A 22070-nucleotide genomic window follows, 5' to 3' on the forward strand; every position below is an offset into this window, starting at 1 on the left:
GGTGGTGCGGGTGTTACTCGCCGACGCCGACGGGCTCGGCGGCCACGTTGGCCGAGTCGGCCGCAGCGTCGGTGGCCAGGTTCAGCCTGAGGCTCGCGCCGAGGGTGGCGTCCACGTTCGTCCAGTACTGGATGGCGCGTTCCTTGACCTCGGGGCGGGTGACGCCACCGACGGCACCGGTGATCGTCTCCAGGAACCGGGCCTTGGCCGCGTCGTCGAAGACGTCGCGGTAGAGGGTGCCGGCCTGGCCGAAGTCGTCGTCCTCGGAGCGGAGGGTGGCGGCGCTGCGCACCAGCGCACCGTCGAACTCCCAGCTGCCGTCGCCCGCGAGGGCCGGATCGGCGACGGGGCCGCCGAGCGAGTTGGGCGCGTAGACCGGGGCGCTGGCGTCGTTGAAGTGGTACCGGGCGGCGCCATCCTGCGAGTAGTTGTGCACCGGGGCCTGGGGCGCGTTCACCGGCAGCTGGTTGTAGTTGGTGCCCACGCGGTAGCGCTGGGCATCCGGGTAGGAGAAGATACGAGCCATCAGCATCTTGTCGGGGCTGGCGGCGATGCCGGGCACGAAGTTGGCCGGCGAGAACGCGGCCTGTTCGATCTCGGCGAAGAAGTTGCCCGGGTTGCGGTTGAGGGTGTGCGTGCCCACCTTGATGAGCGGGAAGTCCGCGTGCGGCCAGACCTTGGTGAGGTCGAACGGGTTGAACCTGTAGGTCTTGCCCTCTTCGTAGGGCATGACCTGCACGTGCACGTCCCAGGACGGGAAGTCGCCGGCGTCGATGGCTTCGTAGAGGTCGCGGCGGTAGTAGTCGGCGTCGGCGCCGGCGATGAGCTCGGCCTCTGCGCCTTCCATCTCGATGTTGCCCTGGTTGGAGGTGAAGTGGTACTTCACCCAGAAGCGCTCACCGGCGGCGTTGATCCACTGGTAGGTGTGCGAGCCGAAGCCGGGCATGGTGCGCCAGGACCGCGGCAGGCCGCGGTCGCCCATCAGGTAGGTCACCTGGTGGGCGGACTCGGGCGAGAGGGTCCAGAAGTCCCACTGCATGTCGGCGTCGCGGAGGCCGGAGCCCGGCAGGCGCTTCTGCGAGTGGATGAAGTCGGGGAACTTGATGCCGTCGCGGATGAAGAACACCGGGGTGTTGTTTCCGACGATGTCGTAGTTGCCCTCCTGGGTGTAGAACTTCACCGAGAAGCCGCGCACGTCGCGCCAGGTGTCCGGGCTGCCCTGCTCGCCGGCGACGCTGGAGAAGCGCTGCAGGGTGTCGGTGCGCGCGCCGGGCTGGAACAGCGCCGCGCGGGTGTATGCGGACACGTCACCGGTGACTTCGAAAACGCCGTGCGCTCCGCCGCCCTTGGCGTGCACGATGCGCTCCGGGATGCGCTCGCGGTTGAACTGCGCGAGCTTCTCGACCAGGTAGCGGTCGTGCAGGGCGGTGACGCCGTCGGCGCCGGCGGTGAGGGAGTGCTCGTCGCTGGGAACCGGGGTTCCGGTCTGGGTGGTGGTGGGGGGCAGTGTTGTCATGGTGCTCCTTCGTGTCATGTGCTGGTCGTTCGCGTCGTTTAGAAGTCGGTGGCTGTCGAGGGGAGCGTCGTGCCGGTCTGGCAGTCCGGGCAGAGACCCCAGAAGGTGACCTCGGCGGTCTGCACGACGAAGCCGGCGGTGTCAGACGGGGTCAGGCAGGGAGCTTCGCCGGTCACGCACTCCACGTCGCGAACGCTGTGGCAGTTCGTGCAGACGATGTGGTGGTGGTTGTCGCCCACCCGGCGCTCGAACAGCGCGGCGGAGCCGGCCGGTTCGATGCGGCGCACCAGACCGGCGGTGTTGAAGGCGCCGAGCACACCGTAGACCGCCTGCAGGGAGGTGCCGGGCAGTTGCCGGCTGACGGCCTCGAAGAGCTGGTCGGCGGTGGCGTGCGGAGACTCGGCGAGCCCGCCAAGCACGGCCAGCCGGGGTGCGGTGACCTTCAGTCCCGCAGCGCGAATCTCGGCGGCATGGTCGGCGGCGTGGTCGAGGGCGGCGGGTATCGCCTGGTCGTCCATTCCGTGTCTGTGCATGCCCTCACGCTAGCAGTTGTTTTGAATCACTCAAAACAAGACACGCCGGTCACAGGCCGGCCGGCACCCGGTCCTGCCAGCGGAGTCTGCGCTCCAGTTGCGCCCCGAGCGCCAGCAGGGTGGCCTCGCCGCCCGGCCGGCCGATCAGTTGAACACCCATCGGCAGCCCGTCGGCGGTCTGCGCGACGGGCAGGGTGATGGCCGGCAGGCCGCAGACATTCACCATCGAGGTGAACGGCGTGTACTGCACCTGCTGGGCGAAGTTGCGTTCGCCATCCGTGGCGTCGTACCAGCCCACAGGTCGCGGGGTCAGCGCCAGCGCGGGCGTGAGCACGGCGTCGAAGCGGGCCAGCTGGCGGATGAACGAGCGCTCGTAGGCGGCCAGGGTGCTCAGCGCCTCGGCCACGGCGCGGCCGGTCAGCGAACGGCCGCGGTGCATCAGCCACCGGGTGAGGGGTTCGAGCAGGGCCTCCTGCTCCGGGGTTTCGGCGGGGATCCGGGCCGCGCTGAGCTGCCACAGCGCCCGGAAGGCCGGCGCGTAGCTCGGGTCTGCCGTGAGGGCGGTTTGTTCGATGCCGTGCCCCATCGCCGCGAAGCCGTCCACGGCCGAGGTGAGCGCGGCCAGGGCCTCGGGAGCCAGGCTGATCTCGTAGGCGTCGTCCCAGGCCGAGGTGGTCATCACGCCCAGCTGGTACCGGCCCTCACCGCGGATGGCGGCGCCGAGCAGCTGCTCGTCTCCCCCGGGCGCCCGCACCGAGAACGGATGCTCCGGCCGGCCGCCGCCCGGCGCGATCATGGCGTCCAGCAGCAGGGCCGCATCCGCCACGGTGCGGGCCAGCGGGCCGGCTACCGGCAGTCCGCCGGGCACGTCGAGGCCGCTCGCCGCCGGAATTCGGCCCCGGGACGGCTTCAGGCCGACGAGGCCGCAGGCGGCGGCGGGGATCCGCACCGAGCCGCCGCCGTCACTCCCGGGTGCGAACGGCAGCATCCGGGCGGCCACGGCCACCGCGGCGCCGCCGCTGGAGCCGCCGGCGCCGAAAGTGGGGTTCCAGGGATTGCGGGCCGGCGGGGCGGCCAGGCTCTCGGTGTAGGAGGGCAGGCCGAACTCGGGTGTGTTGGTCTTGCCCAGGCTGATTCCGCCGGCGGTGTCGAGGGCCTGCACGAGCAGGTCGCTGGTTTCGGGCACGTTGTCCCGCATCAGCCGGGAGCCCAGGCGCGCGGGCACGCCGGCGCGCAGCTGCAGATCTTTGTCGCCGAAGGGCAGGCCCCATAGCGGTGCGGTGCGGGGCACCTCGTTCTCCACGAACCAGGCCCTGGCCAGGGCGGCCTCGGCGGTCACGGTGACAAAAGCGCCGAGCCCGGGGTTCAGCCGCTCGATGCGGGCCAGGTAGTGCTCGGTGAGGTCGGTGGGGCTGATCTCGCCCCGCTGCAGCGACCGCCACTGGTCGAGGGCGGTCAGTTCGAAGAGGTCGGCCATCCCCCGAGCCTAGCCATGCTGGCGCCGGAAACCCCGGCGCGGGTAGCCTCGGAGGATGACCCGCACCAAGACTGCCGCGCTGTACAACCCGATGGGCACGACCGCCCTGGTCACCGGCGCGTCCAGCGGGCTGGGGGTGGGCTTCGCGCACGAGCTCGCCCGCCGCGGCGCCGACCTGGTGCTCACCGCCCGGCGGCTCGACCGCCTCGAGGCCCTCGCGGTGGACCTGGCCGAGAAATACGGCACCGTGTCGACGGTGATTCCGCTCGACCTCGCCGAACCCGGCGCCGTACCCGAGCTGGTGCGGGACCTGACCGAACGCGACATCCGGGTGGCCACCCTGGTCAACAACGCCGGCTTCGGCCATTTCGGCGCCCTGGTGGATGCGCCGGCCAGCCGGGTGCACGACCAGGTCGCCGTGAACGTGGCGGCGCTGACGGATCTCACCCACGCCCTGCTGCCCGGTCTTCAGGCCGCGGCCCTCGCCCATCCGCACGGGGCCGCACTGGTGAACCTGGCCAGCACCGCAGCGTTCCAGCCGGTGCCGCGGCTGGCCGTGTACGCCGCCGCCAAGGCCTACGTGCTCAGCCTCACCGAGGCGCTCTGGTACGAGACGCGGGCCACCGGCCTCAAGGTCACCGCGGTGTGCCCCGGCCCCACCGAGACCGAGTTCTACGCCGTCGCCCGGCGGTCACCGGACGGGCCGCGGCGCCTGATGAGCGTCGACGAGGTGATGCACACGGCCTTCGCCGCTCTCGACGCGGCCACGACTCCCCCGCACACCGTCGTCGGCGGCCAGAACCGGGTCGTCGCCTGGCTGGCCGGAACGGCACCCCGGCGCGCCGTGGTGACGGTGACCGGGCGGTTGTCGCGCCGCTGAGTTGCCGGCTGCCGCTACTTCAGGCTCTTCTGAAGCAGAACGGTGCCCAGCCAACGCTCGAACTTGAAGCCGACCTTGCCCATCCGGCCGATCTCCTCAAAACCGAAGTCCTGGTGCAGCTTGATCGAGGCGTCGGCGCCCTGGTCGGCGATCACGGCGATGATCTCCTTGAGGCCGGCGGCCCTGGACCGCTCGATGAGTTCGGCCAGCAGAACCCGACCCAGCCCCTTGCCGGTGGAGGCGGCACCGAGGTAGATGGAGTTCTCGACGGTGAACCTGTAAGCCTTCTTCTGCTTCCACGGGCTCACCAGGGCGTAGCCGAGCAGCTGGCCGGCAGGGGACTCGGCGACGATGAACGGCATGCCGAGCTTGGCCAGGTAGTGGAACTTGTCGCGCCATTCGGCAAGCGTCATCGCATCCTCGTCGAAGGTGACGGTGCTGTTCGCGACGTAATAGTTGTAGATCTCCTGAATATGGGGCAGGTCGGTCTCCACCGCGTCGCGCAGCGCGTACTCGAACGGCGCCTCGGGCGCCGGCGCCGGAGACAGGTGACGCGGCAGCCGCCGACGGGGCTGGTATTCCTCTTCTAACACCGGACGGGTCCTCTCCACATGCTGTTCAGGCTACCGTCAGCGACCAGTCGATGGGCGCGGCGCCCTGCGCGGCCAGCAACGCGTTCGCCCGGCTGAACGGGCGCGATCCGGTGAATCCACGTCGGGCCGACAGCGGGCTCGGATGCGCGGAGACGATGGTGGGGGTGTCTCCCAGTAGCGGGGCGAGGTTTTCGGCGTCCTTGCCCCAGAGGATGGCGACCAGCGGCGTGCCGCGGGCGGCCAGCGCCCGGATGGCCTGCTCGGTCACGGCCTCCCAGCCGTGTCGCCGGTGCGAGCCCGCGGCGCCGGCCCGCACCGTGAGCACCCGGTTGAGCAGCAGCACGCCGTGCCGGGTCCAGGGGGTGAGGTCGCCGGTGGCCGGGGTCGGCAGCCCGAGGTCGTCGTGCAGCTCGGTGAAGATGTTGCCGAGGCTCCGCGGCACCGGGCGCACCTCAGCGGCCACCGAGAAGGCCAGGCCCACCGGATGCCCTGGGGTCGGGTACGGGTCCTGGCCCACGATGAGTAATCGCACGTCGGCGAACGGCTGCCGGAAGGCCCGCAGGATGTGCTCCGGCGCGGGCAGCACCCGTTCGCCGGCCGCGGCGTCGGCCCGCGCGAAGGCGAGCGGGGCCGCGAACGGGTCCACGGTGTTCACGTCGACCGGCGCATCCCCCGCGCCGGGGACGCCGAAGGCGCGCGCCCAACCGGGGTCGATCGGCGCCGCGATCAGCGCGGGTTCTGCCATCCGCTAGGCGCCGAAGGTGCTCACCAGCACCCCGCCCTCGGATTCGCTGACGGTCCAGACACTGCCGGCGCCGGCCACGCCGAGGGTGCCCTGGCCCACGATCAGCACGGTGCCCTCGTCCACGGCGAGGCCGCCGCGGATGAGTCCGGCCTCGGTGGCGGCGACCATGCGGCTCAGGGTGCCCCACTGGGCGACGTGCACGTCGACGGTCACGTCGAGCAGGCCGATGCCGTTCTCGATGGTGATCTCGTCGAGGTCTTCCGAGGCCTCCTGCGGGCTCACCGGCACGCCGCCGATGCGCCAGCCGCCGAGCAGGGCTCGCTCGGCCGCGATCATCGCGCCGGCGGAGTAGCCCAGGTACGGGATGCCGGCGGCCACCTGGCGGCGGATCTCACCGGCGATGGGCGCGACGGCCGTGAGATAGGCGGGGGTGAGGCCGCCGCCGATGACGATGCCGTCGGCATCCGCCACCGCCAGCAGGGTCGCCAGGCCATCGAGGGCCAGCGACGTGATGACGGGGTCAAGCGGGCCGGCTGCTTCGAGCGCGGCGACAAGTTTGGCGGCGTGGTCGTCGCCGTCGCCGTTCCGCACCACGATGATCGCGATCCGCGGGTCGGTGCGGCCGGCGGCGGTGGCCCGCAGGGCGGCCTCGGCCAGGAACGGCCCGAAGACCGCCGCGTCGTTCTCGGTGTCGTTTTCGGGGGCCCAGCCGCCGCCGACGAGGTGGATGCTCATGCGTCGACCACCGAGGTGAGCGGGGTGGCCGTAACGGGCGGGAGCGACGACCAGGGGAAGACGATCCAGCCGTCGGTCTCGCGCCAGGTGAAGTCGGGCACGTGCACGGTGCGCGGCTTGGTGTACAGGGTGGCGGAGCGCACCTCACCGGCCGATTCCTTGAGGATGCCGACCACGAGGGCGAGGGTGTGGCCGGAGTCGGAGACGTCGTCGACCAGCAGCACCCGCAGGCCCGCGAGGGCCGGGGCGTCGAGCATCGGGCCGGACAGCACGGGCTCGGGCAGGCGCTCGTCGATGCCGCTGTAGAACTCGACGTTGATGGAGCCGCAGTTCTTGGTGCCGAGGGCGTAGGAGATGGCTCCGGCGAGCAGCAGTCCGCCGCGGGCGATGGCGATCACGACATCGGGCTGGAAGCCGCTGGCCAGCACCGTCGAGGCCAGCGACCTGGAGGCGTCGGCGAAGTCGGTCCACTCCAGCACCTCGCGCGGCGGGTCGATGGTGGCGGGGGGCGCGGTTTGCTGCTGGTCGGGTTGCATTTGTCAATGGTAGAACCTCGGGCGGCCGCAGTGCGCGGCCGAAGGGCCCGGTTCCGCGGCGACGCCCCGGTTACAGGAGAATTGACCCATGATCACACTGCACCAGGACGCCCACGGTTTCATCCGCATGAACCGCCACTTCCCCAGCAAGACCCCCATCGCGATTCTCTTCACCGACGGCACGACCGGCGAGTACACCGGCGCTCGGCTGAACGACCTGTACGACACGGCGCTGGCTACCTTCCGCGCCGAGAACCGCCTGGATGCCAAGGGCTTTTCCCGCGCGCCGGCGAAGACCGTGCACCCCACCAACAACGTGGAATTCGTGCCGGTCGAGTCCGGGATGGCGCCGTAACCGTCTTGTGAGCCTTCTGCCGCACAGCGCCGAGGTGGAGATCGTGCTGCTCCTGGCCTCCCCCGTGCACCGCTACGAGGGGCGCCCGGCCGACGGGCCGCTGCCGATGGTCGGCGCGGAGAGCCACCCCAGCGTCCGCCTGCGGGCGGGCCTGGGCATCGTGGGCGACCGGCACTTCGCCAAACCGGCGCACGTACACGCGTCGGTCACCGTGATGAACGCCGACGTTCTGGCGCAGGTGGCGGATGACCTCGGCCTGCCGCGCACTCTGGACCCGGCCGCCACCCGGCGCAACGTCCTGCTGCGCGGGCTGGATATCGACTCTCTGCGCGGCGCCACGTTCTCGCTCGACACCGGCGACGGCCCGGTCGAGTTCCTGGTCAACCGGCCGGCGAACCCGTGCGCCTGGATGGACGTGGTGCTGGCTCCCGGCGCGCACCGGGCCCTGCGGGGCCGCGGCGGCATGCGCTGCGAACCGCTGACCGACGGGATGCTGCGGCTCGGGCCCGCCCGGCTGCGCTGCAGCAGCCCCCTGACCGGTGTGGGGCTTACGGGTGCCGAACCGCCTGGCCGGCCAGCACGGCCCGGTAACCCTCCCGGTAGCTCGGATAGGTGAAGCTGAACCCGGTCTCGAGGATTCGACGGTTGCTCACGCGTTTGTCGCCGCCGCGGCGGCCGCCGGTCTCGACGATCTCCGGGTGGGGCAGGCCGAGTTCGTCTGCGAGGAAATCCGGCACCTCGGTGGCGGGCACCGGCGTCGAGTCGACGCCGAGGTAGAGCGGGTCGGGCGCCGTGTCCCGACAGACCAGGTGCACGATCATGGCCGCGGCGTCGTCGCGGTGGATCCGGTTACTGAGACGGCCGCGCGCGGCAATCGTCGCCCGCCCCTCGCGGACCTGCCTGATCAGGCGCTCCCGGCCGGGGCCGTAAATGCCGCCCAGGCGCAGCACGACGGCGGCCGGGATCCGGCTGCGCAGCAGCTGCTCGGCCTCGAGCAGGATCGAGTCGGTGCCCGGTCCCGGGGCCGCCGGGGTCTCCTCGTCGACAGTGCTGCCGTCGTTCACGTCGTACACCGCGGTGGAGGACACCAGCAGGAACCGGCGCGGGGTGACCCCGGTCGCGTCGAGGGCGTCGAGGAGGTTGGCCAGGCCGGTCACATACGCGGCCCGGTACACCGCGGGGTCTGGGTTGCCCGCGGCGACGGTCACGATCACGATCTCGGTGTCCGCCGGCACCTCGGGCCGCTCGCGGCTCAGGTCGACGGACTGCCCGTTGAGGGCGACCGGGAGCACCCCGGCCTGGCGGCGCACTCCCACCACTCGTTGGCCGAGGGCGACCAGGCGGAGGCCCACCTCGGTGCCGAGGTCGCCGCATCCGGCTATCAGTACAGTCATGACTCCAGTATGGAGCGGCTCGCGCGGCGTCAGAGCACGTCGCCGTCGGCCGCCGGCGGAACGTGGCGTTCCGGCGTGCCGTTGTAGAACGACAGCGGCCGGATCAGCGCGTTCGCGGCCAGTTGCTCCATGATGTGCGCGGTCCAGCCGGTCACCCGGGCGGCGACGAAGATCGGCGTGAAGCTGGCGGTGTCGAAACCCATCAGGTGGTACGCCGGGCCGGCCGGGTAGTCCAGGTTGGGCAGGATGCCGGTGCGGGTCTTCATGCCGTCGGCGAGCGATTCGTAGAGGTCGAGCAGGTCGGGCCGGTCGAAGTGGTCGATCAGGGTGAGCAGCGCCGCGTGCATGGTGGGCACCCTGGAGTCGCCGTGTTTGTACACCCGGTGGCCGAAGCCCATCACCTTGCGCTTGTGCGCGAGGGTGTCCTCCAGCCAGAGTTCTGCGCGCTCTGCCGACCCGTCGCCCAGGCCGATCTCGCTGAAGATGTGCATCACGGCCTCGTTCGCGCCGCCGTGCAACGGGCCCTTGAGCGCCCCAATCGCCCCGGTCACGGCGGAGTAGAGGTCGGAAAGGGTGGAGGTGATCACCCGGGCCGTGAACGTGGACGCGTTGAAGGAGTGCTCGGCGTACATGATCATCGACACGTCGAAGGCTTCGACGACCTCGACCTCCTGCACCTCGCCGAAGGTCATGTAGAGGAAGTTCGCCGAATAACCGAGGTCGTCGCGGGGTTCGACGAGGTCGAGGCCGTGCCGGCGGCGCTGATCGTACGAGACGATCGCCGGCAGCTGCGCGAACAGGCGCAACGACTTGGCCAGGTTGGCCTCCACCGACGAGTCCGGGGTGCTCAGGTCGTTGGCGCCGATCACGCTCACGGCGGTGCGCACCACGTCCATCGGATCGGCGGAGGTGGGGATCTCGTCGATCACCCGGCGCACCGAGTGGTCCAGGCGCCGGAGTGACCGCTCGGCGACCTCGAATGCGGCCAGTTGCACATCGTCCGGCAGCTCGCCCTGCCAGAGCAAATAGGCGACCTCTTCGAAGCTCTTCTGCGCGGCCAGTTCCTGCACCGGGTAGCCACGGTAGAGCAGCGAGTTGGAGTCGGGGTTGACCCTGGACACCGCCGTCGTATCGGCCACCACCCCGGCCAGGCCGCGGTGGATCTCCGGCACGACCGGCTGTTGCACCGGGGCCGTGTGGGTGGGCTGGTTGATAGTCATTTCGCTCCTTTGCGTCCTGAGGTACTTAGCCGTGCTGGTACTGCTTCGTGGTGCCGTTGTGGTGCTGGGCTAGCCGTCGTGACCGCTCAGAGTGAAGTTGAAAATCCCCGAATCGAAGCGATTGTAAGCCTCGTAGTCCAGCAGCCGGTAGAGCTCGGCGCGGGTTTGCATGTCCGGCAGCCGGCTGGTCAACGAGCCCTCGGCGAGGATGGTGTCCAGGCCCGCAACGGCTGCGCCCATCGCCAGGCGCAGCAGCGACACCGGGAAGATCACCAGGTTGATGCCCACGTCGGCGAGCTGGTCGACCCTGAAGAGTTCGCTCTTGCCGAACTCGGTCATATTGGCCAGGATCGGCACGTCCACCGCCGCCCGGATGGCTTCGAATTCGGCCAGGGTGCCCATGGCCTCGGGGAAGATCGCGTCGGCGCCGGCATCCACCAGCGCCTTGGCCCGGTCGATCGCTGCGGCCAGCCCGTCGACGGCGCGGATGTCGGTGCGCGCCATCACGAGCAGGTTCGCATCCCGCCGGGCGTCGACGGCCGCGCGGATGCGCTTGAGGGCCGTGTCGGTGTCGACGACCTGCTTGCCGTCCAGGTGCCCGCAGCGTTTGGGGTTGACCTGGTCCTCAATGTGCAGGCCGGCCACGCCGGCATCCTCGAGGGTCTGCACGGTGCGGGCCACATTCATCGGCTCGCCGAAGCCGGTGTCGGCGTCGACGAGGGTGGGCAGGTCGGTCATCCGGGAGATCTGCTGGCTGCGGCCGGCGACCTCGGTGAGGGTGGTCAAACCGATGTCGGGCAGACCGAGGTCGGCGGCGAGCACGGCACCGGAGATGTAGACGCCCTCGAATCCCTTGGCCTGGATCAGTTTGGCGCTGAGCGGGTTGAACGCGCCGGGGAAACGCAGCAGCTCGCCGCCGGCGAGGTCGGCGCGGAGTTGCGCGCGCTTGGCGGCGGGGGTGAGTCCGGAGTAGAGCATCAGAAGATTCCGTTCAGGCTGGGCAGCGGTTCGAGGAGGCCGGGGCGGGCCACCAGGGTGAGGCCGCCGAGTTCGGCAGCGGTCAGCTCCGGCAGCCGCTGGGCGAGGTCCAGGAACCGCTCGATCTCGGCCGGCTCCAGGGCGTTCGCGGCGAGCAGCCGGAACTTGGCGACGTAGTCGGCGCGCACGAACGGGCGGGCGCCGAGCGGATGCGCATCCGCGACGGCCAGCTCATCGACCAGACGACTGCCGTCGGCCAGCAGGATCTCGACCCGGCCGCCGAACGCCTTCTCGGCGGGGTCGCTGGAGTGGTACCGGCGGGTCCACTCGGCATCTTCGCTCGTGCTGACCGTGTTCCACAGGGCCACGGTGTCGGCCCGGCCGGCGCGCTCGGGCCGGTAGGAGTCCTCGTGGTGCCAGGAGCCGTCCTGCAGCGCGACGGTGAAGATGTACGGCACCGAGTGGTCCAGGGTTTCCCGGCTGGCCCGCGGGTCGTACTTCTGTGGGTCGTTGGCTCCGGAGCCGATCACGTTGTGGGTGTGGTGTGAGGTGTGGATGACGATGCTCGCCACCGCGCCGGGCACCAAGATTTCGGGGTGCTCGCGGTGCAGCTTCCGGGCCAGGTCGATGAGCGCCTGGGCCTGGTACTCCGCGGAGTGCTCCTTGGTGAAGCTGTCCAGAATCGCCCGTTTGGGCTCACCAGGGGCCGGCAGGGCTACGTCGTAAGCGGCATCCGGCCCGTCGAGCAGCCAGGCGATCACGCCGTCCTCGCCCTCGTAGATCGGGGTGGGGCTGGTCTGGCCGCGCATGGCCCGGTCGACGGCCTCGACGGCCATCTTGCCGGCGAACGCGGGAGCGTACGCCTTCCAGGAGGAGATTTCGCCCTTGCGGGACTGCCGGGTGGCCGTTGTGGTGTGCAGCGCCTGGCCGACGGCCTGGAAGATCGTGTCGGGGTCCAGGCCCAGCAGGGTGCCGAGGCCGGCCGCGGCCGACGGGCCCAGGTGGGCGACGTGGTCGATCTTGTGCTTGTGCAGGCTGATCGAGCGGGCCAGGTCGATCTGCACCTCGTAGCCCGTCGCGATGCCGCGCACCAGGTCGCCTCCGGTGAGGCCGCGGCCGGCGGCCAGGTGCTGGGCGACGGCGATGAGCGGCGGGATGTTGTCGCCGGGGTGCGAGTACTCGGCGGCGAGGAAGGTGTCGTGGTAGTCCAGTTCCCGCACGGCCACCCCGTTGGCCCAGGCCGCCCACTCCGGCGAGACCCTCTCGGTGTCGGACGGGCCGAACACCGTGGCGCCGTCGCCGCCGGTCGACCGGGGATGCGCCAGCGCCTGCGACCGGGCGGCGACGACGGCGGCGCGGGTCAGCGAGGCCGCGGCGACGGCGGCGTTGTCGATCACCCGGTTGATGATCATCTCGGTGACGTCGTCGTCGACCGGGACCGGGTCTGCCGCGCAGGCGGCGATCTTCCAGGCCAGCTGGTCGGTCTTGGCGGGGCTGTTCTCGCTGGGGTGCACGCGCACGGAGGTTGTCTGCACGAAGGTGGTCCTTTCGAATCGGGGAGGTCAGGAGGTCGTTTCGGTGGCCTCGAGCACCGCGAGCACACTCGCGAGGCTGAGATGCAGGTGCACGTGGGTGGCGTGCGCGGCGAGAGCAGCATCGCCGTCGATGATCGCGTCGAGGATCAACAGATGTTCGGCCGCGGCGGCCCGCAGCCGCACCGGGTTTCCCCTGGCCACCCGGCGGATGCGGGCCAGGTGGGTGCGCACGGTGACCAGGGCGCCCACCAGGAAGGAGTTGTCGACGGCGGCGTCGATGGCGGCGTCGAACTCGTCGATCAGCGCGTAGTACTCGTGGATGCCGGCTTCGCCCGCCTCTAGCAGGGCCGGGGCGGCGACGAACCGGTCGCGCAGCATCCCGAACGCGGTGCGGTCATCGCGGCGCGCGGCCAGCGTGGCCGCCCGCTCCTCGAGGGCCTCGCGCAGCTCGTAGAGATCGTTGATCGACTCGACCGACATCTCGGTGACCGAGAAGCCCCGGCCGCTGCGGCCGGCGACGAGACCGTCGGCCACGAGCCGCGCCACGGCGGAGCGCAGCGGGGTGCGGGAGACGCCGAGCCTGGCGGACTGTTCCACCTCGAGCAGCACCGTGCCGGCCGGCAGGACTCCGTCGAGGATCTCGTCACGCAACACCCTGTAGGCCCGGTCGCTCGCCCGCTCCGGTGCGGACTTCACGGTCTCTGTATACACACGCGCATTCTATTCCCCTATTGCCCGGCGTGTGCAAGACTAACCGCACCTTGTGTATACATGAGAGCTTCAATGGAGAGGTTCGCACCATGATCGAAGACACTGGAACCACTCGCACGACCCCCCAGGGCTACCGCGATGTCTGGCGGCGGAGCATCGACGAGCGCGACGACTTCTGGCTTCAGGCCGCCGGGCTCATCGATTGGGTCAGCGCGCCGACCACGGCGCTGACAGAGCGCTCCCCCACTGACTACTCCTGGTTCGCGGACGGCACCCTCAACACCAGCTACAACGCCCTCGACCGGCACGTCCTGGCCGGCCGCGGCGATCACACGGCGCTGATCTACGACTCCGCGATGACGGGCACCCGCATCCGGCTGAGCTACCGCGACCTGCTCGACCGGGTCGCCAGGTTCGCCGGGGTGCTGCGGGCCAATGGCGTGGGCCGGGGCGACAGGGTCATCGTGTACCTGCCGATGATCCCCGAGGCCGTCGTGGCGATGCTCGCCTGCGCCCGGATCGGGGCCGTGCATTCGGTGGTGTTCGGCGGCTTCGCGGCCAGCGAGCTCGCCGTGCGCATCGACGATGCCCGGCCCGCGGTGATCGTCACGGCCTCCGGCGGCCTGGAGCCCGGCAAGGCGGTGCCGTATCTCCCCTTGGTGCAGAAGGCGCTCGAGCTCAGCGCCGGCTCGGTGCACACCGTCATCGTGCGCGACCGTGCCACGATCGACGGATCTGCCGCCGACTACGCCGGGGACCCCGCCGACGATGCCGCCGTGCGTTGGCTGGACTGGGCGGACGCGGAGGCCACCGCCACCCCGGCCGACCCGGTCACCGTCGCGAGCACCGACCCGCTCTACATCCTCTATACCTCCGGCACCACCGGAAACCCGAAGGGCATCATCCGCGACAACGGCGGTCACGCCGTTGCGCTGACCTGGTCGATGCGGGGCATCTACGACATCGGGCCCGACGACGTGTTCTGGGCGGCGTCGGACGTCGGCTGGGTGGTCGGCCACTCCTACATCGTCTACGCACCGCTGCTGGCCGGCGCCACCACGATCATCTACGAGGGCAAGCCCATCGGCACCCCGGATGCCGGCGCCTTCTGGCGCGTCGTGGCGGACTACAGGGTGAATGTGTTGTTCACCGCGCCCACGGCCATCCGGGCCATCCGCCGGGTCGACCCCGACCTGGCCGAGCTGGCCCGCCACGACGTGTCCAGCCTCACCGCGCTGTTCCTGGCCGGTGAACGGCTCGACCCGGAGACCTTCCACTGGGTCAACGACGGCCTGCACTGCCCGGTCGTCGACCACTGGTGGCAGACCGAGACCGGCTGGGCCATCTGCGCCAACCCGCGCGGAATCCAGGAGCTGCCCACCAAACCCGGCTCCACCGCGGTGCCGGTGCCCGGCTACGACATCGCGATTCTTGATTCGAAGGGCGCACCCATCACCAAGCCGGGCAAGGACGGCAACATCGTCATCCGGCTGCCGCTGCCGCCGGGCTCCCTGCTGGGCATCTGGGGCGGCGCCGACCGCTTCGTCGACGCCTACCTCACCGCCTTCCCCGGCTACTACGCCACCGGGGACTCCGGGCACCTCGACGCCGACGGCTATCTCTACGTGATGGGCCGCACCGACGACGTGATCAACGTCGCCGGCCACCGGCTCTCCACGGGGTCCCTCGAGGAGGTGCTCACCCGGCATCCGGCCGTTGCGGAGTGCGCGGTGCTCGGTGTGCACGACGCGCTCAAGGGCCAGCGGGCGGCCGGTTTCGTCACCCTCAAGGCCGGCGCGGTGGTCGACCACGATCTGCTCACGGCCGAGCTGGTCAACCTGGTGCGGGAGCACATCGGCCCGGTGGCGGCGTTCCGCGACGTGAGAATCCTGGACCGGCTGCCCAAGACCCGCTCAGGCAAGATCCTGCGCAAGACCATCCGCCAGATCGTCGACGGCGAGCCGTACAAGGTCCCGCCCACCATCGAAGACCCCGCCGTGCTCGACGCGCTCGCCCTAGCTGTCCGGCCCCCACCAACCGACTAACATCCACCCATCTCACCGGAGCAAAGGAGCCCCATGAAGGAATCACTGAACGACACCAGGCCGGAGGACTCGATCGACTATGTCGCCTTCGAGACCAGCGACCGCTTCGTCAACCTGCAACGCCGGCGCCGGAGGTTCGTGGTGCCGATGGCGGTGTTCTTCCTGGTCTGGTACTTCGCGTACGTGCTTGTGGCGGCCTACCTGCCCGATGTGATGGCGCGGCCGGTCTTCGGCAGCATCAACCTGGGCCTGGTGCTCGGCCTCGGCCAGTTCGTCACGACGTTCGCCATCACCATCTGGTATGTCGCCTTCTCCAACCGGGTGCTCGACCCGCTGGGCGCAGAGCTCCGCGCCGAGCTCGAAGCGAAGGTCGCCGCATGAGCGCCCTGGGAATGAGCCTGACCGCTGTCGCCGCCGCGGTCGAGCCCACGGAGAACAACCCGGTCCTGAACATCTCGATCTTCCTGGCCTTCGTGGCCGTCACCCTGGTGATCGTGATCCGGGCCGGCCGCAACAACCGCACCGCCGCCGATTACTACACCGGCGGTCGCTCGTTCACCGGGCCCCAGAACGGCTTCGCGATCGCCGGCGACTACCTCTCGGCGGCATCGTTCCTCGGCATCGTCGGCGCCATCGCGGTGAACGGCTACGACGGGTTCCTCTACTCGATCGGCTTCCTGGTGGCCTGGCTGGTGGCCCTGCTGCTGGTGGCCGAGCTGATGCGCAACACCGGCAAGTTCACCATGGCGGATGTGCTCTCCTTCCGGCTGGCCCAACGGCCGGTGCGCGTCGCCGCGGCCACCACCACCCTGGCGGTGTGCTTCTTCTACCTGCTCGCGCAGATGGCCGGCGCCGGCGGGCTCGTCTCGCTGTTGTTGGGCATCAACGACAAGCTCGGCCAATCCATCGTGGTCACGGTGGTCGGCGGGCTGATGATCATGTACGTGCTGATCGGCGGCATGAAGGGCACCACCTGGGTGCAGATCGTCAAGGCGTTCCTGCTCATCATCGGCGCTGGCGCCATGACGGTGTGGGTGCTGGTGATCAACGGGTTCAACCTGTCCACCCTGCTCGATGCCGCCGTCGCGAACGCCTCGGTCACCCCGGCGGAGTCGATCCTCGCGCCCGGCCTGCAGTACGGCGGCAACCCGCTGGACTTCATCTCCCTGGCCATCGCCCTGGTGCTCGGCACCGCGGGCCTGCCGCACGTGCTGATGCGCTTCTACACGGTGCCCAGCGCCAAGGAGGCCCGACGCTCGGTGGTCTGGGCGATCTTCCTGATCGGGGCGTTCTACCTGTTCACGCTGGTGCTCGGCTTCGGCGCCGCGGCCCTGGTGGGTGCGGACACCATTCTCGCTTCGCCCGGCGGAGTGAACTCCGCGGCGCCGCTGCTGTCGCTGGCGCTGGGCGGCCCGCTGCTGCTGGGCTTCATCTCGGCCATCGCGTTCGCCACCATCCTCGCCGTGGTCGCCGGTCTCACCATCACCGCGGCCACCTCGTTCGCGCACGACATCTACGCCAGCGTGATCAAGAAGGGCAAGGGTGACCCGGACGGCGAGGTCAAGATCGCCCGGCGCACCGTCGTGGTGATCGGCATCCTCGCCATCGCCGGCGGCATCGGCGTGCAGGGGCAGAACATCGCCTTCCTGGTGGCGCTGGCCTTCGCCGTCGCGGCGAGCGCCAACCTGCCCACCATCCTGTACTCGCTGTTCTGGCGCGGTTTCACCACCCGCGGGGCCCTGTGGAGCATGTACGGCGGGTTGGGGTCGGCGATTCTGCTGATCGTGTTCTCGCCGGTGTTCTCCGGCACACCCACCTCGATGTTCGGTGAGGGTGTGGACTTCGCGATCTACCCGCTGAACAACCCGGGCATCATCTCGATCCCGCTGGGCTTCTTCCTCGGCTGGCTCGGCTCGGTCACCAGCACCCGCCGGGAGGACCCCAAGCTGGCCGCAGAGATGGCGGTGCGCTCCCTCACCGGGTTCGGCGCCGAGAAGGCGAGCGAGCACTAGCCCCGCTCCCGCTCCCCTTCCCGAGGCCGCGACTGTGGCCGATGCGGACAATTGCGCCCGGTACGCCGGGCGCAATTGTCCGTTCGGGCAACAGTTGGGGCGGGTGTGGGTTTAGACGCGGGGCAGCAACGGGCCGCGGGCGACCAGGGTGGTGGAGGCCTGGGCGACGGGTTTGACTACGACGAGGTCCAGGTTCACGTGCGCGGGCAGCTCGACGGCGGCCAGGATGGTGGCGGCGACGTCGTCGGCCACGAGCGGGTGCACCACGTTGGTGTAGGTGGCGGCCGCCTTCTCGGGGTCGCCGCCGAAGCGCACCAGACCGAATTCGTCGGTCTGCACCATGCCGGGCGCGATCTCGATCACCCGGATCGGTTCGCCGCTGAGCTCCAGGCGCAGCACCTCGGTCAGGGCGTGCGCGGCGAACTTGGCGGCGTTGTAACCGCCGCCGCCGATGTAGGCGGTGTGCCCGGCGGTCGAGGTGATGTTGACGATGTCGGCGGATGCGGCAGCGCCGGTGGCCGCGGCATCCGTTGCGGCGGCGATCGAGGCGCGCAGCAGCGGCAGTAGCGCGGTGGTGACCCGCTTCAGCGCGAGCACGTTGATCTCGTACATCCAGGCCCAGTCGTCGATCGACCCGGCCTCGACGGAGTCGAGTCCCTTGGCGCCGCCGGCGTTGTTGACCAGGGCGTTCACCGGCCCGGAGGCGGCAAGGTAGTCCCGCAACGCGTCCACGTCGGCCTGCACGGTCAGGTCGGCGGCGAACACGGCCGCGCCGGTCTCCTGGGCCAGCGCCTCGAGCCTGTCGGCCCGGCGGGCCACGCCCACCACATCCCAGCCGTGCTCCCGGAACGTCCGTACCGTCGCCGCTCCGATTCCCGAACTCGCACCAGTGACCACGACTCTTTTTTTGCCCATTGCCCCATTCTGCCCGGAGAATAGACCCGATGAGTTCGCCGACAGAGACCCCGCACCACGCCGGCCCGCACAAGCCCAAGCGCCGCGTACCGCTGTGGGACAACGCACGCTGGATCGCCATCACCCTGATGGTGATCGGTCACGCGATCCTCAAGCTGATCGGCGAATCCGACACCGCCTACGGCGTCTACCTGTTCATCTACGCGTTCCACGTGCCGGTGTTCGTCGCCGTCAGCGGTTACTTCGCCAAGTCGGGGCCGCCGGGCCCCCGGCAGATGCACCGGCTGGTCACCGACGTCGTCTTCCCGTACCTGATCTTCGAGACCATCTGGACCCTGGTGGAGTGGGCGCTCAGCGGCTCCCTCAAGGTGGATTACTCCGCCCCGTCCTGGACGCTCTGGTTCCTGATCGCCCTGGCCATCTGGCGGGTGGCGCTGCCCTACCTGGTGCTGATGCGGTATCCGCTGCTGATCAGCATCGCCATCTCGGTGGGCGCCGGCTACGTCGGTGACATCGACAGCACGTTCTCGTTGTCACGCACGCTGGGCCTGCTGCCGTTCTTCGTGTTCGGCTGGAAACTGCGCCAGTGGCCGCTCACCGCCCGGTGGATGCACCTGAACCCGGCCGCGGTCTGGCGCTGGCGCTCCGGCGCGATCGCCCTCTTCGGCGCCCTCGCCCTGGCCGTCACCGTCAACATCATCGGCGTGCGGGACCTGCGGCTGCGGAGCTTCACCCTGTACGACGAGGCGTACTGGCAGTTCGGCTACGACCAGTTCTGGGCCGGGGTCATCCGGCTGGGCCTGATGATGGCGTCGTTCCTGTTCATCCTGGCCTTCCTCATGCTGATGCCGCGCCGGGCGACCTGGTTCACGCCGCTGGGCGCCGCGACCATGTACATCTACCTGCTGCACACCTTCCTGCTCTACCCGCTGCGGGAAACCGGGGTGCTCGACGGTCCGCAGCAGCCCTGGGTGCTGCCGGCCGTGATCCTGCTGGCCATCCTGATCTCGGTGGTGCTGTCGTTGCCCGTCGTGAGGCGCATCTTCCGCCCACTGGTGGAACCGCGACTGCGTTGGCTGTTCCGACAGGAGCCGTCCACCCACACGGGCACCATCGTGCTTCCGCACGGGCCCGGCAACAGATGACGTAGTGTTTCGCGAACCGTTGTCGCGTGGCATAGCCCTGCCTATGGTTGCAGCAGAGCAACGGAGCGTCTGGTTCCGCCGCTGTAGATTCCTCGGGCTTGCCGGCCCGACCACGAACAGGGAGACCGACCCATGAGCGATTCCGCAGACTGGAAGTTCGAAACCAAGCAGGTCCACTCCGGGGCCCGCCCAGACCCGGTGACCAACGCGCGGGCCACGCCGATCTACCAGACCACCTCCTACGTCTTCAACAACGCCGAACACGCCCAGAACCTGTTCGCGCTGGCCGAGTTCGGCAACATCTACACCCGCATCCAGAACCCGACCCAGGCCGTGGTCGAGGAGCGGGTCGCCGCCCTCGAAGGCGGCACCGGCGCCCTGCTGGTGGCCTCCGGCCAGGCGGCGTCGACCTTCGCGGTGCTCAACATCGCCCAGGCCGGCGACCACATCGTGTCGTCCAGCTCGATCTACGGGGGCACCTACAACCTCTTCAAGTACACCCTCGCCAAGCTCGGCATCGAGACCACCTTCGTCGAAGACCAGGACGACGCCGCGGAGTGGGCCCGAGCGGTGCGGCCCAACACCAAGCTGTTCTTCGCCGAGACCATCGGCAACCCCAAGATCAACGTGCTCGACATCGCGCTGGTCGCCGAGGTGGCGCACACCAACGGGGTGCCGCTCATCGTCGACAACACCATCGCGACGCCGTACCTGATCCGCCCGTTCGAACACGGCGCCGACATCATCGTGCACTCGGCCACCAAGTTCCTCGGCGGCCACGGCACCATCATCGGCGGCGTCGTCGTCGACGGCGGCCTGTTCGAGTGGTCGGCCAACGTCGAGAAGTTCCCCGGCCTGACCGAACCGGACCCGTCCTACCACGGCGCCAGCTACACCACCGCGGTCGGCGACGCCCTCGCGTTCATCATCAAGGCCCGCGTGCAGTTGCTGCGCGACCTCGGCAGCGCCATCGCCCCGGCGAGCGCCTGGCAGCTCATCCAGGGCATCGAGACGCTGAGTCTCCGCATCGAACGGCACGTGTCCAACGCGCAGACCATCGCGGAGTTCCTCGAGAGCCACCCCGACATCGCGTCGGTCAACTACGCGGGACTGCCGTCCAGCCCCTGGTACGCGGCCGCCAACAAGTACGCCCCGCTGGGCGTGGGCGCGGTGCTCTCCTTCGAGCTCAAGGGCGGGGTGGATGCCGGACGCGCGCTGGTGGACAACCTCAGCCTGTTCAGCCACCTGGCCAACATCGGCGATGTGCGCTCGCTGGTGATCCACCCGGCGTCGACCACGCACGCCCAGCTCACCCCGGAGCAGCAGCTCACCGCTGGCGTCACGCCGGGCCTGGTGCGTCTGTCGCTGGGCATCGAGAACGTCATCGACCTGCAGGCCGACCTCGAGGCCGGCCTGGCCGCCGCCCGCGCCGTGGTCGCGGCGTCCCGCGCGAACGCGTAGAGCCCGCCGACTCTCACCCGCCCGCTAGACGTAACAATCGGCGGCCACGGCCGAACATGGCCACAATGGAGCCGTATGGAATGGCAATACTCCGCGGACACCGTCCCGTCCAGCCTGGTCACCGACGCGCAGGCGCGCTCACTGCTGGGTAAACCGCCCGTCACGGGCGCCTGGCGTGACGGTGATCCTGTGGGCGGCCGCCGGTTCGTGGACATCGGCGCCCTCAACCTCGAGGCGGGCGGGCACCTGGCCGGCGTGCGGATCGCCTACGAGAGCTGGGGCGAGCTGAATCCGGCCGGCGACAACGCGGTGCTGGTGCTGCACGCTCTCACCGGGGACAGCCACGTCGTCGGCCCGCCGGCGGCCGGGCATCCGACCGCCGGCTGGTGGAGCGGCATCGTCGGCCCCGGCCTCGCGATCGACACCGACCGGTGGTTCGTGGTGGCGCCGAACATGCTCGGCGGCTGCCAGGGCAGCACCGGCCCGGCGTCCCTCGCGCCGGACGGCTCCGAGTGGGGGCCCCGATTCCCGTACCTGAGCATCCGCGATCAGGTGGCGGCGCAGGTGGCCTTCAGCGACCGGATCGGCGTCGAACGCTGGGCCGGGATCGTCGGCGGTTCCATGGGTGGCATGCACGTGCTGGAATGGGGCATCGAACACCCCGGCCGGGTGGCCCGGCTGGGCATCCTGGCCGCCCCGCCGGTCACGACGGCCGACCAGATCGCCCTCAATTCGGTGCAGATCGAGGCCATCCGCACCGACCCGCTCTTTCGTGCGGGCGATTACTACGACGCCGAACCCGGCGATGGCCCGAGCCGCGGCCTCGCCCTGGCCAGGCGGATGGCGCTGCTCAACTACCGCAGCCCGTCGGAACTCAACTCCCGGTTCGAGCGCAGCTGGCAGAGCGATATCACCCCGCTGGGCGGGCACGGCCGGTTCGCCGTGGAGTCCTACCTCGACTTCCACGGCAACAAGTTCACCCGGCGGTTCGACGCGAACAGCTACATCACCCTGGTCGAGGCCATGAACTCCCACGACATCGGACGGGGCCGGGGCGGCGTCGACGCCGCACTGGCCCGCATCACGGCCCGCACCCTCGTCGTCGGCATCGACAGCGACAGGCTCTTCCCCCTGGACGGCCAGCGCGTCATCGCGGCCGGACTGGGGAGCGGCGGCGACCCGGTGGTGATCGAGTCGGGCTACGGTCACGACGGGTTCCTCATCGAGGACCAGGCCATCGGCGACCAGCTCCGGTGGCTGCTCGGCTGAACCGCGGAAGGGTTG

General features: G+C 70.0%; 22 protein-coding genes. 9 read left to right on the forward strand and 13 right to left on the reverse strand.

The genetic code is table 11. The features are described 5' to 3' along the window. Window positions 1–13 precede the first annotated feature (13 nt). From RCH12_RS08675 to RCH12_RS08685, 3 genes are all read right to left on the reverse strand, one after another. Window positions 14–1516, reverse strand: coding sequence for a catalase (locus RCH12_RS08675; RefSeq protein WP_327016634.1), 1503 nt, complete (start codon window positions 1514–1516; stop codon window positions 14–16). Window positions 1517–1554: 38 nt separating this feature from the next. Then, window positions 1555–2034, reverse strand: a complete 480-nt coding sequence (locus RCH12_RS08680; protein ID WP_103460825.1) for a Fur family transcriptional regulator — start codon at window positions 2032–2034, stop codon at window positions 1555–1557. A 64-nt stretch (window positions 2035–2098) separates the two neighbouring features. Beyond that, window positions 2099–3526, reverse strand: coding sequence for an amidase (locus RCH12_RS08685; protein ID WP_327016635.1), 1428 nt, complete (start codon window positions 3524–3526; stop codon window positions 2099–2101). 55 nt (window positions 3527–3581) lie between these two features. Between RCH12_RS08685 and RCH12_RS08690 the strand changes: the two genes are divergently transcribed. Further along, window positions 3582–4406 carry an SDR family NAD(P)-dependent oxidoreductase gene (locus tag RCH12_RS08690; protein ID WP_327016636.1) on the forward strand — a complete coding sequence of 275 codons (825 nt, stop codon included), beginning with the start codon at window positions 3582–3584 and terminating at the stop codon, window positions 4404–4406. Between the two features lie 14 nt (window positions 4407–4420). Here the strand turns inward: RCH12_RS08690 and RCH12_RS08695 are convergent, their stop codons facing one another. Genes RCH12_RS08695 through RCH12_RS08710 form a run of 4 tightly spaced genes read right to left on the reverse strand, consistent with a single transcriptional unit; the run spans window position 4421 to window position 7015 of the window. Further along, the gene (locus RCH12_RS08695) at window positions 4421–4999 is read right to left on the reverse strand and encodes a GNAT family N-acetyltransferase (protein WP_088455365.1); all 579 of its coding nucleotides are present in this window, start codon (window positions 4997–4999) and stop codon (window positions 4421–4423) included. A gap of 25 nt (window positions 5000–5024) precedes the next feature. Further along, window positions 5025–5744: a uracil-DNA glycosylase gene (locus tag RCH12_RS08700; protein ID WP_327016637.1), complete on the reverse strand. Its 720-nt coding sequence runs from the start codon at window positions 5742–5744 to the stop codon at window positions 5025–5027. Window positions 5745–5747: 3 nt separating this feature from the next. Then, window positions 5748–6479 (reverse strand): Type 1 glutamine amidotransferase-like domain-containing protein, encoded by a 732-nt coding sequence (locus RCH12_RS08705; protein WP_088455363.1) that lies wholly within the window; start codon window positions 6477–6479, stop codon window positions 5748–5750. Beyond that, the gene (locus RCH12_RS08710) at window positions 6476–7015 is read right to left on the reverse strand and encodes a phosphoribosyltransferase (protein WP_088455362.1); all 540 of its coding nucleotides are present in this window, start codon (window positions 7013–7015) and stop codon (window positions 6476–6478) included. The genes RCH12_RS08705 and RCH12_RS08710 overlap by 4 nt, the downstream gene beginning before the upstream one ends. A gap of 88 nt (window positions 7016–7103) precedes the next feature. Here RCH12_RS08710 and RCH12_RS08715 point away from each other — a divergent pair, with 88 nt between their 5' ends. Both RCH12_RS08715 and RCH12_RS08720 read left to right on the forward strand, forming a co-directional pair. Further along, a complete protein-coding gene (locus tag RCH12_RS08715; RefSeq protein ID WP_088455361.1) occupies window positions 7104–7370 on the forward strand; it encodes a hypothetical protein in 267 nt (88 codons plus the stop codon). 7 nt (window positions 7371–7377) lie between these two features. Then, window positions 7378–7986: an MOSC domain-containing protein gene (locus tag RCH12_RS08720; RefSeq protein ID WP_327016638.1), complete on the forward strand. Its 609-nt coding sequence runs from the start codon at window positions 7378–7380 to the stop codon at window positions 7984–7986. Here RCH12_RS08720 and RCH12_RS08725 read toward each other — a convergent pair. The 5 genes from RCH12_RS08725 to RCH12_RS08745 all read right to left on the reverse strand — a co-directional run bounded on the left by RCH12_RS08725 (window position 7919) and on the right by RCH12_RS08745 (window position 13208). Continuing rightward, window positions 7919–8764 (reverse strand): NAD-dependent epimerase/dehydratase family protein, encoded by an 846-nt coding sequence (locus RCH12_RS08725; RefSeq protein WP_327016639.1) that lies wholly within the window; start codon window positions 8762–8764, stop codon window positions 7919–7921. The two genes, RCH12_RS08720 and RCH12_RS08725, sit on opposite strands and share 68 nt — an antisense overlap. Window positions 8765–8793: 29 nt before the next feature. After that, window positions 8794–9984 (reverse strand): bifunctional 2-methylcitrate synthase/citrate synthase, encoded by a 1191-nt coding sequence (locus RCH12_RS08730; RefSeq protein WP_327016640.1) that lies wholly within the window; start codon window positions 9982–9984, stop codon window positions 8794–8796. 69 nt (window positions 9985–10053) lie between these two features. Beyond that, a complete protein-coding gene (gene prpB / locus RCH12_RS08735; RefSeq protein WP_088455358.1) occupies window positions 10054–10962 on the reverse strand; it encodes a methylisocitrate lyase in 909 nt (302 codons plus the stop codon). Next, window positions 10962–12497, reverse strand: coding sequence for an MmgE/PrpD family protein (locus tag RCH12_RS08740; RefSeq protein WP_327016641.1), 1536 nt, complete (start codon window positions 12495–12497; stop codon window positions 10962–10964). The genes prpB and RCH12_RS08740 overlap by 1 nt, the downstream gene beginning before the upstream one ends. A 27-nt stretch (window positions 12498–12524) precedes the next feature. After that, complete coding sequence (locus tag RCH12_RS08745; protein WP_244285918.1) at window positions 12525–13208, reverse strand: GntR family transcriptional regulator; 684 nt, start codon at window positions 13206–13208, stop codon at window positions 12525–12527. A gap of 89 nt (window positions 13209–13297) precedes the next feature. Between RCH12_RS08745 and RCH12_RS08750 the strand changes: the two genes are divergently transcribed. From RCH12_RS08750 to RCH12_RS08760, 3 genes are read left to right on the forward strand one after another with little or no spacing between them, the layout of a single operon-like run. Continuing rightward, window positions 13298–15253 (forward strand): AMP-binding protein, encoded by a 1956-nt coding sequence (locus RCH12_RS08750; protein WP_327016642.1) that lies wholly within the window; start codon window positions 13298–13300, stop codon window positions 15251–15253. 33 nt (window positions 15254–15286) lie between these two features. Beyond that, entirely contained in the window at window positions 15287–15634 is a 348-nt protein-coding gene (locus RCH12_RS08755; RefSeq protein WP_088455355.1) for a DUF485 domain-containing protein, read from the forward strand. Further along, window positions 15631–17265, forward strand: coding sequence for a solute symporter family protein (locus RCH12_RS08760; RefSeq protein ID WP_240632380.1), 1635 nt, complete (start codon window positions 15631–15633; stop codon window positions 17263–17265). The genes RCH12_RS08755 and RCH12_RS08760 overlap by 4 nt, the downstream gene beginning before the upstream one ends. Window positions 17266–17376: 111 nt before the next feature. Here RCH12_RS08760 and RCH12_RS08765 read toward each other — a convergent pair whose 3' ends face one another. Next, window positions 17377–18180, reverse strand: coding sequence for an SDR family NAD(P)-dependent oxidoreductase (locus RCH12_RS08765; RefSeq protein WP_327016643.1), 804 nt, complete (start codon window positions 18178–18180; stop codon window positions 17377–17379). Between the two features lie 29 nt (window positions 18181–18209). On the opposite strand from RCH12_RS08765, the gene RCH12_RS08770 reads away from it, so the two are divergent. From RCH12_RS08770 to metX, 3 genes are all read left to right on the forward strand, one after another. Then, the gene (locus tag RCH12_RS08770) at window positions 18210–19325 is read left to right on the forward strand and encodes an acyltransferase family protein (protein WP_327016644.1); all 1116 of its coding nucleotides are present in this window, start codon (window positions 18210–18212) and stop codon (window positions 19323–19325) included. Between the two features lie 132 nt (window positions 19326–19457). Next, on the forward strand, window positions 19458–20786 hold the full coding sequence (locus tag RCH12_RS08775; RefSeq protein ID WP_103430729.1) for a bifunctional o-acetylhomoserine/o-acetylserine sulfhydrylase: 1329 nt from the start codon (window positions 19458–19460) through the stop codon (window positions 20784–20786). 75 nt (window positions 20787–20861) lie between these two features. Continuing rightward, window positions 20862–22055, forward strand: a complete 1194-nt coding sequence (gene metX, locus RCH12_RS08780) for a homoserine O-acetyltransferase MetX (RefSeq protein ID WP_103430728.1) — start codon at window positions 20862–20864, stop codon at window positions 22053–22055. Window positions 22056–22070: the final 15 nt, after the last annotated feature.

The organism is Cryobacterium sp. MP_3.1 (assembly GCF_035984795.1).
GTDB classification, from domain to species: Bacteria; Actinomycetota; Actinomycetes; order Actinomycetales; family Microbacteriaceae; genus Cryobacterium; species Cryobacterium zongtaii.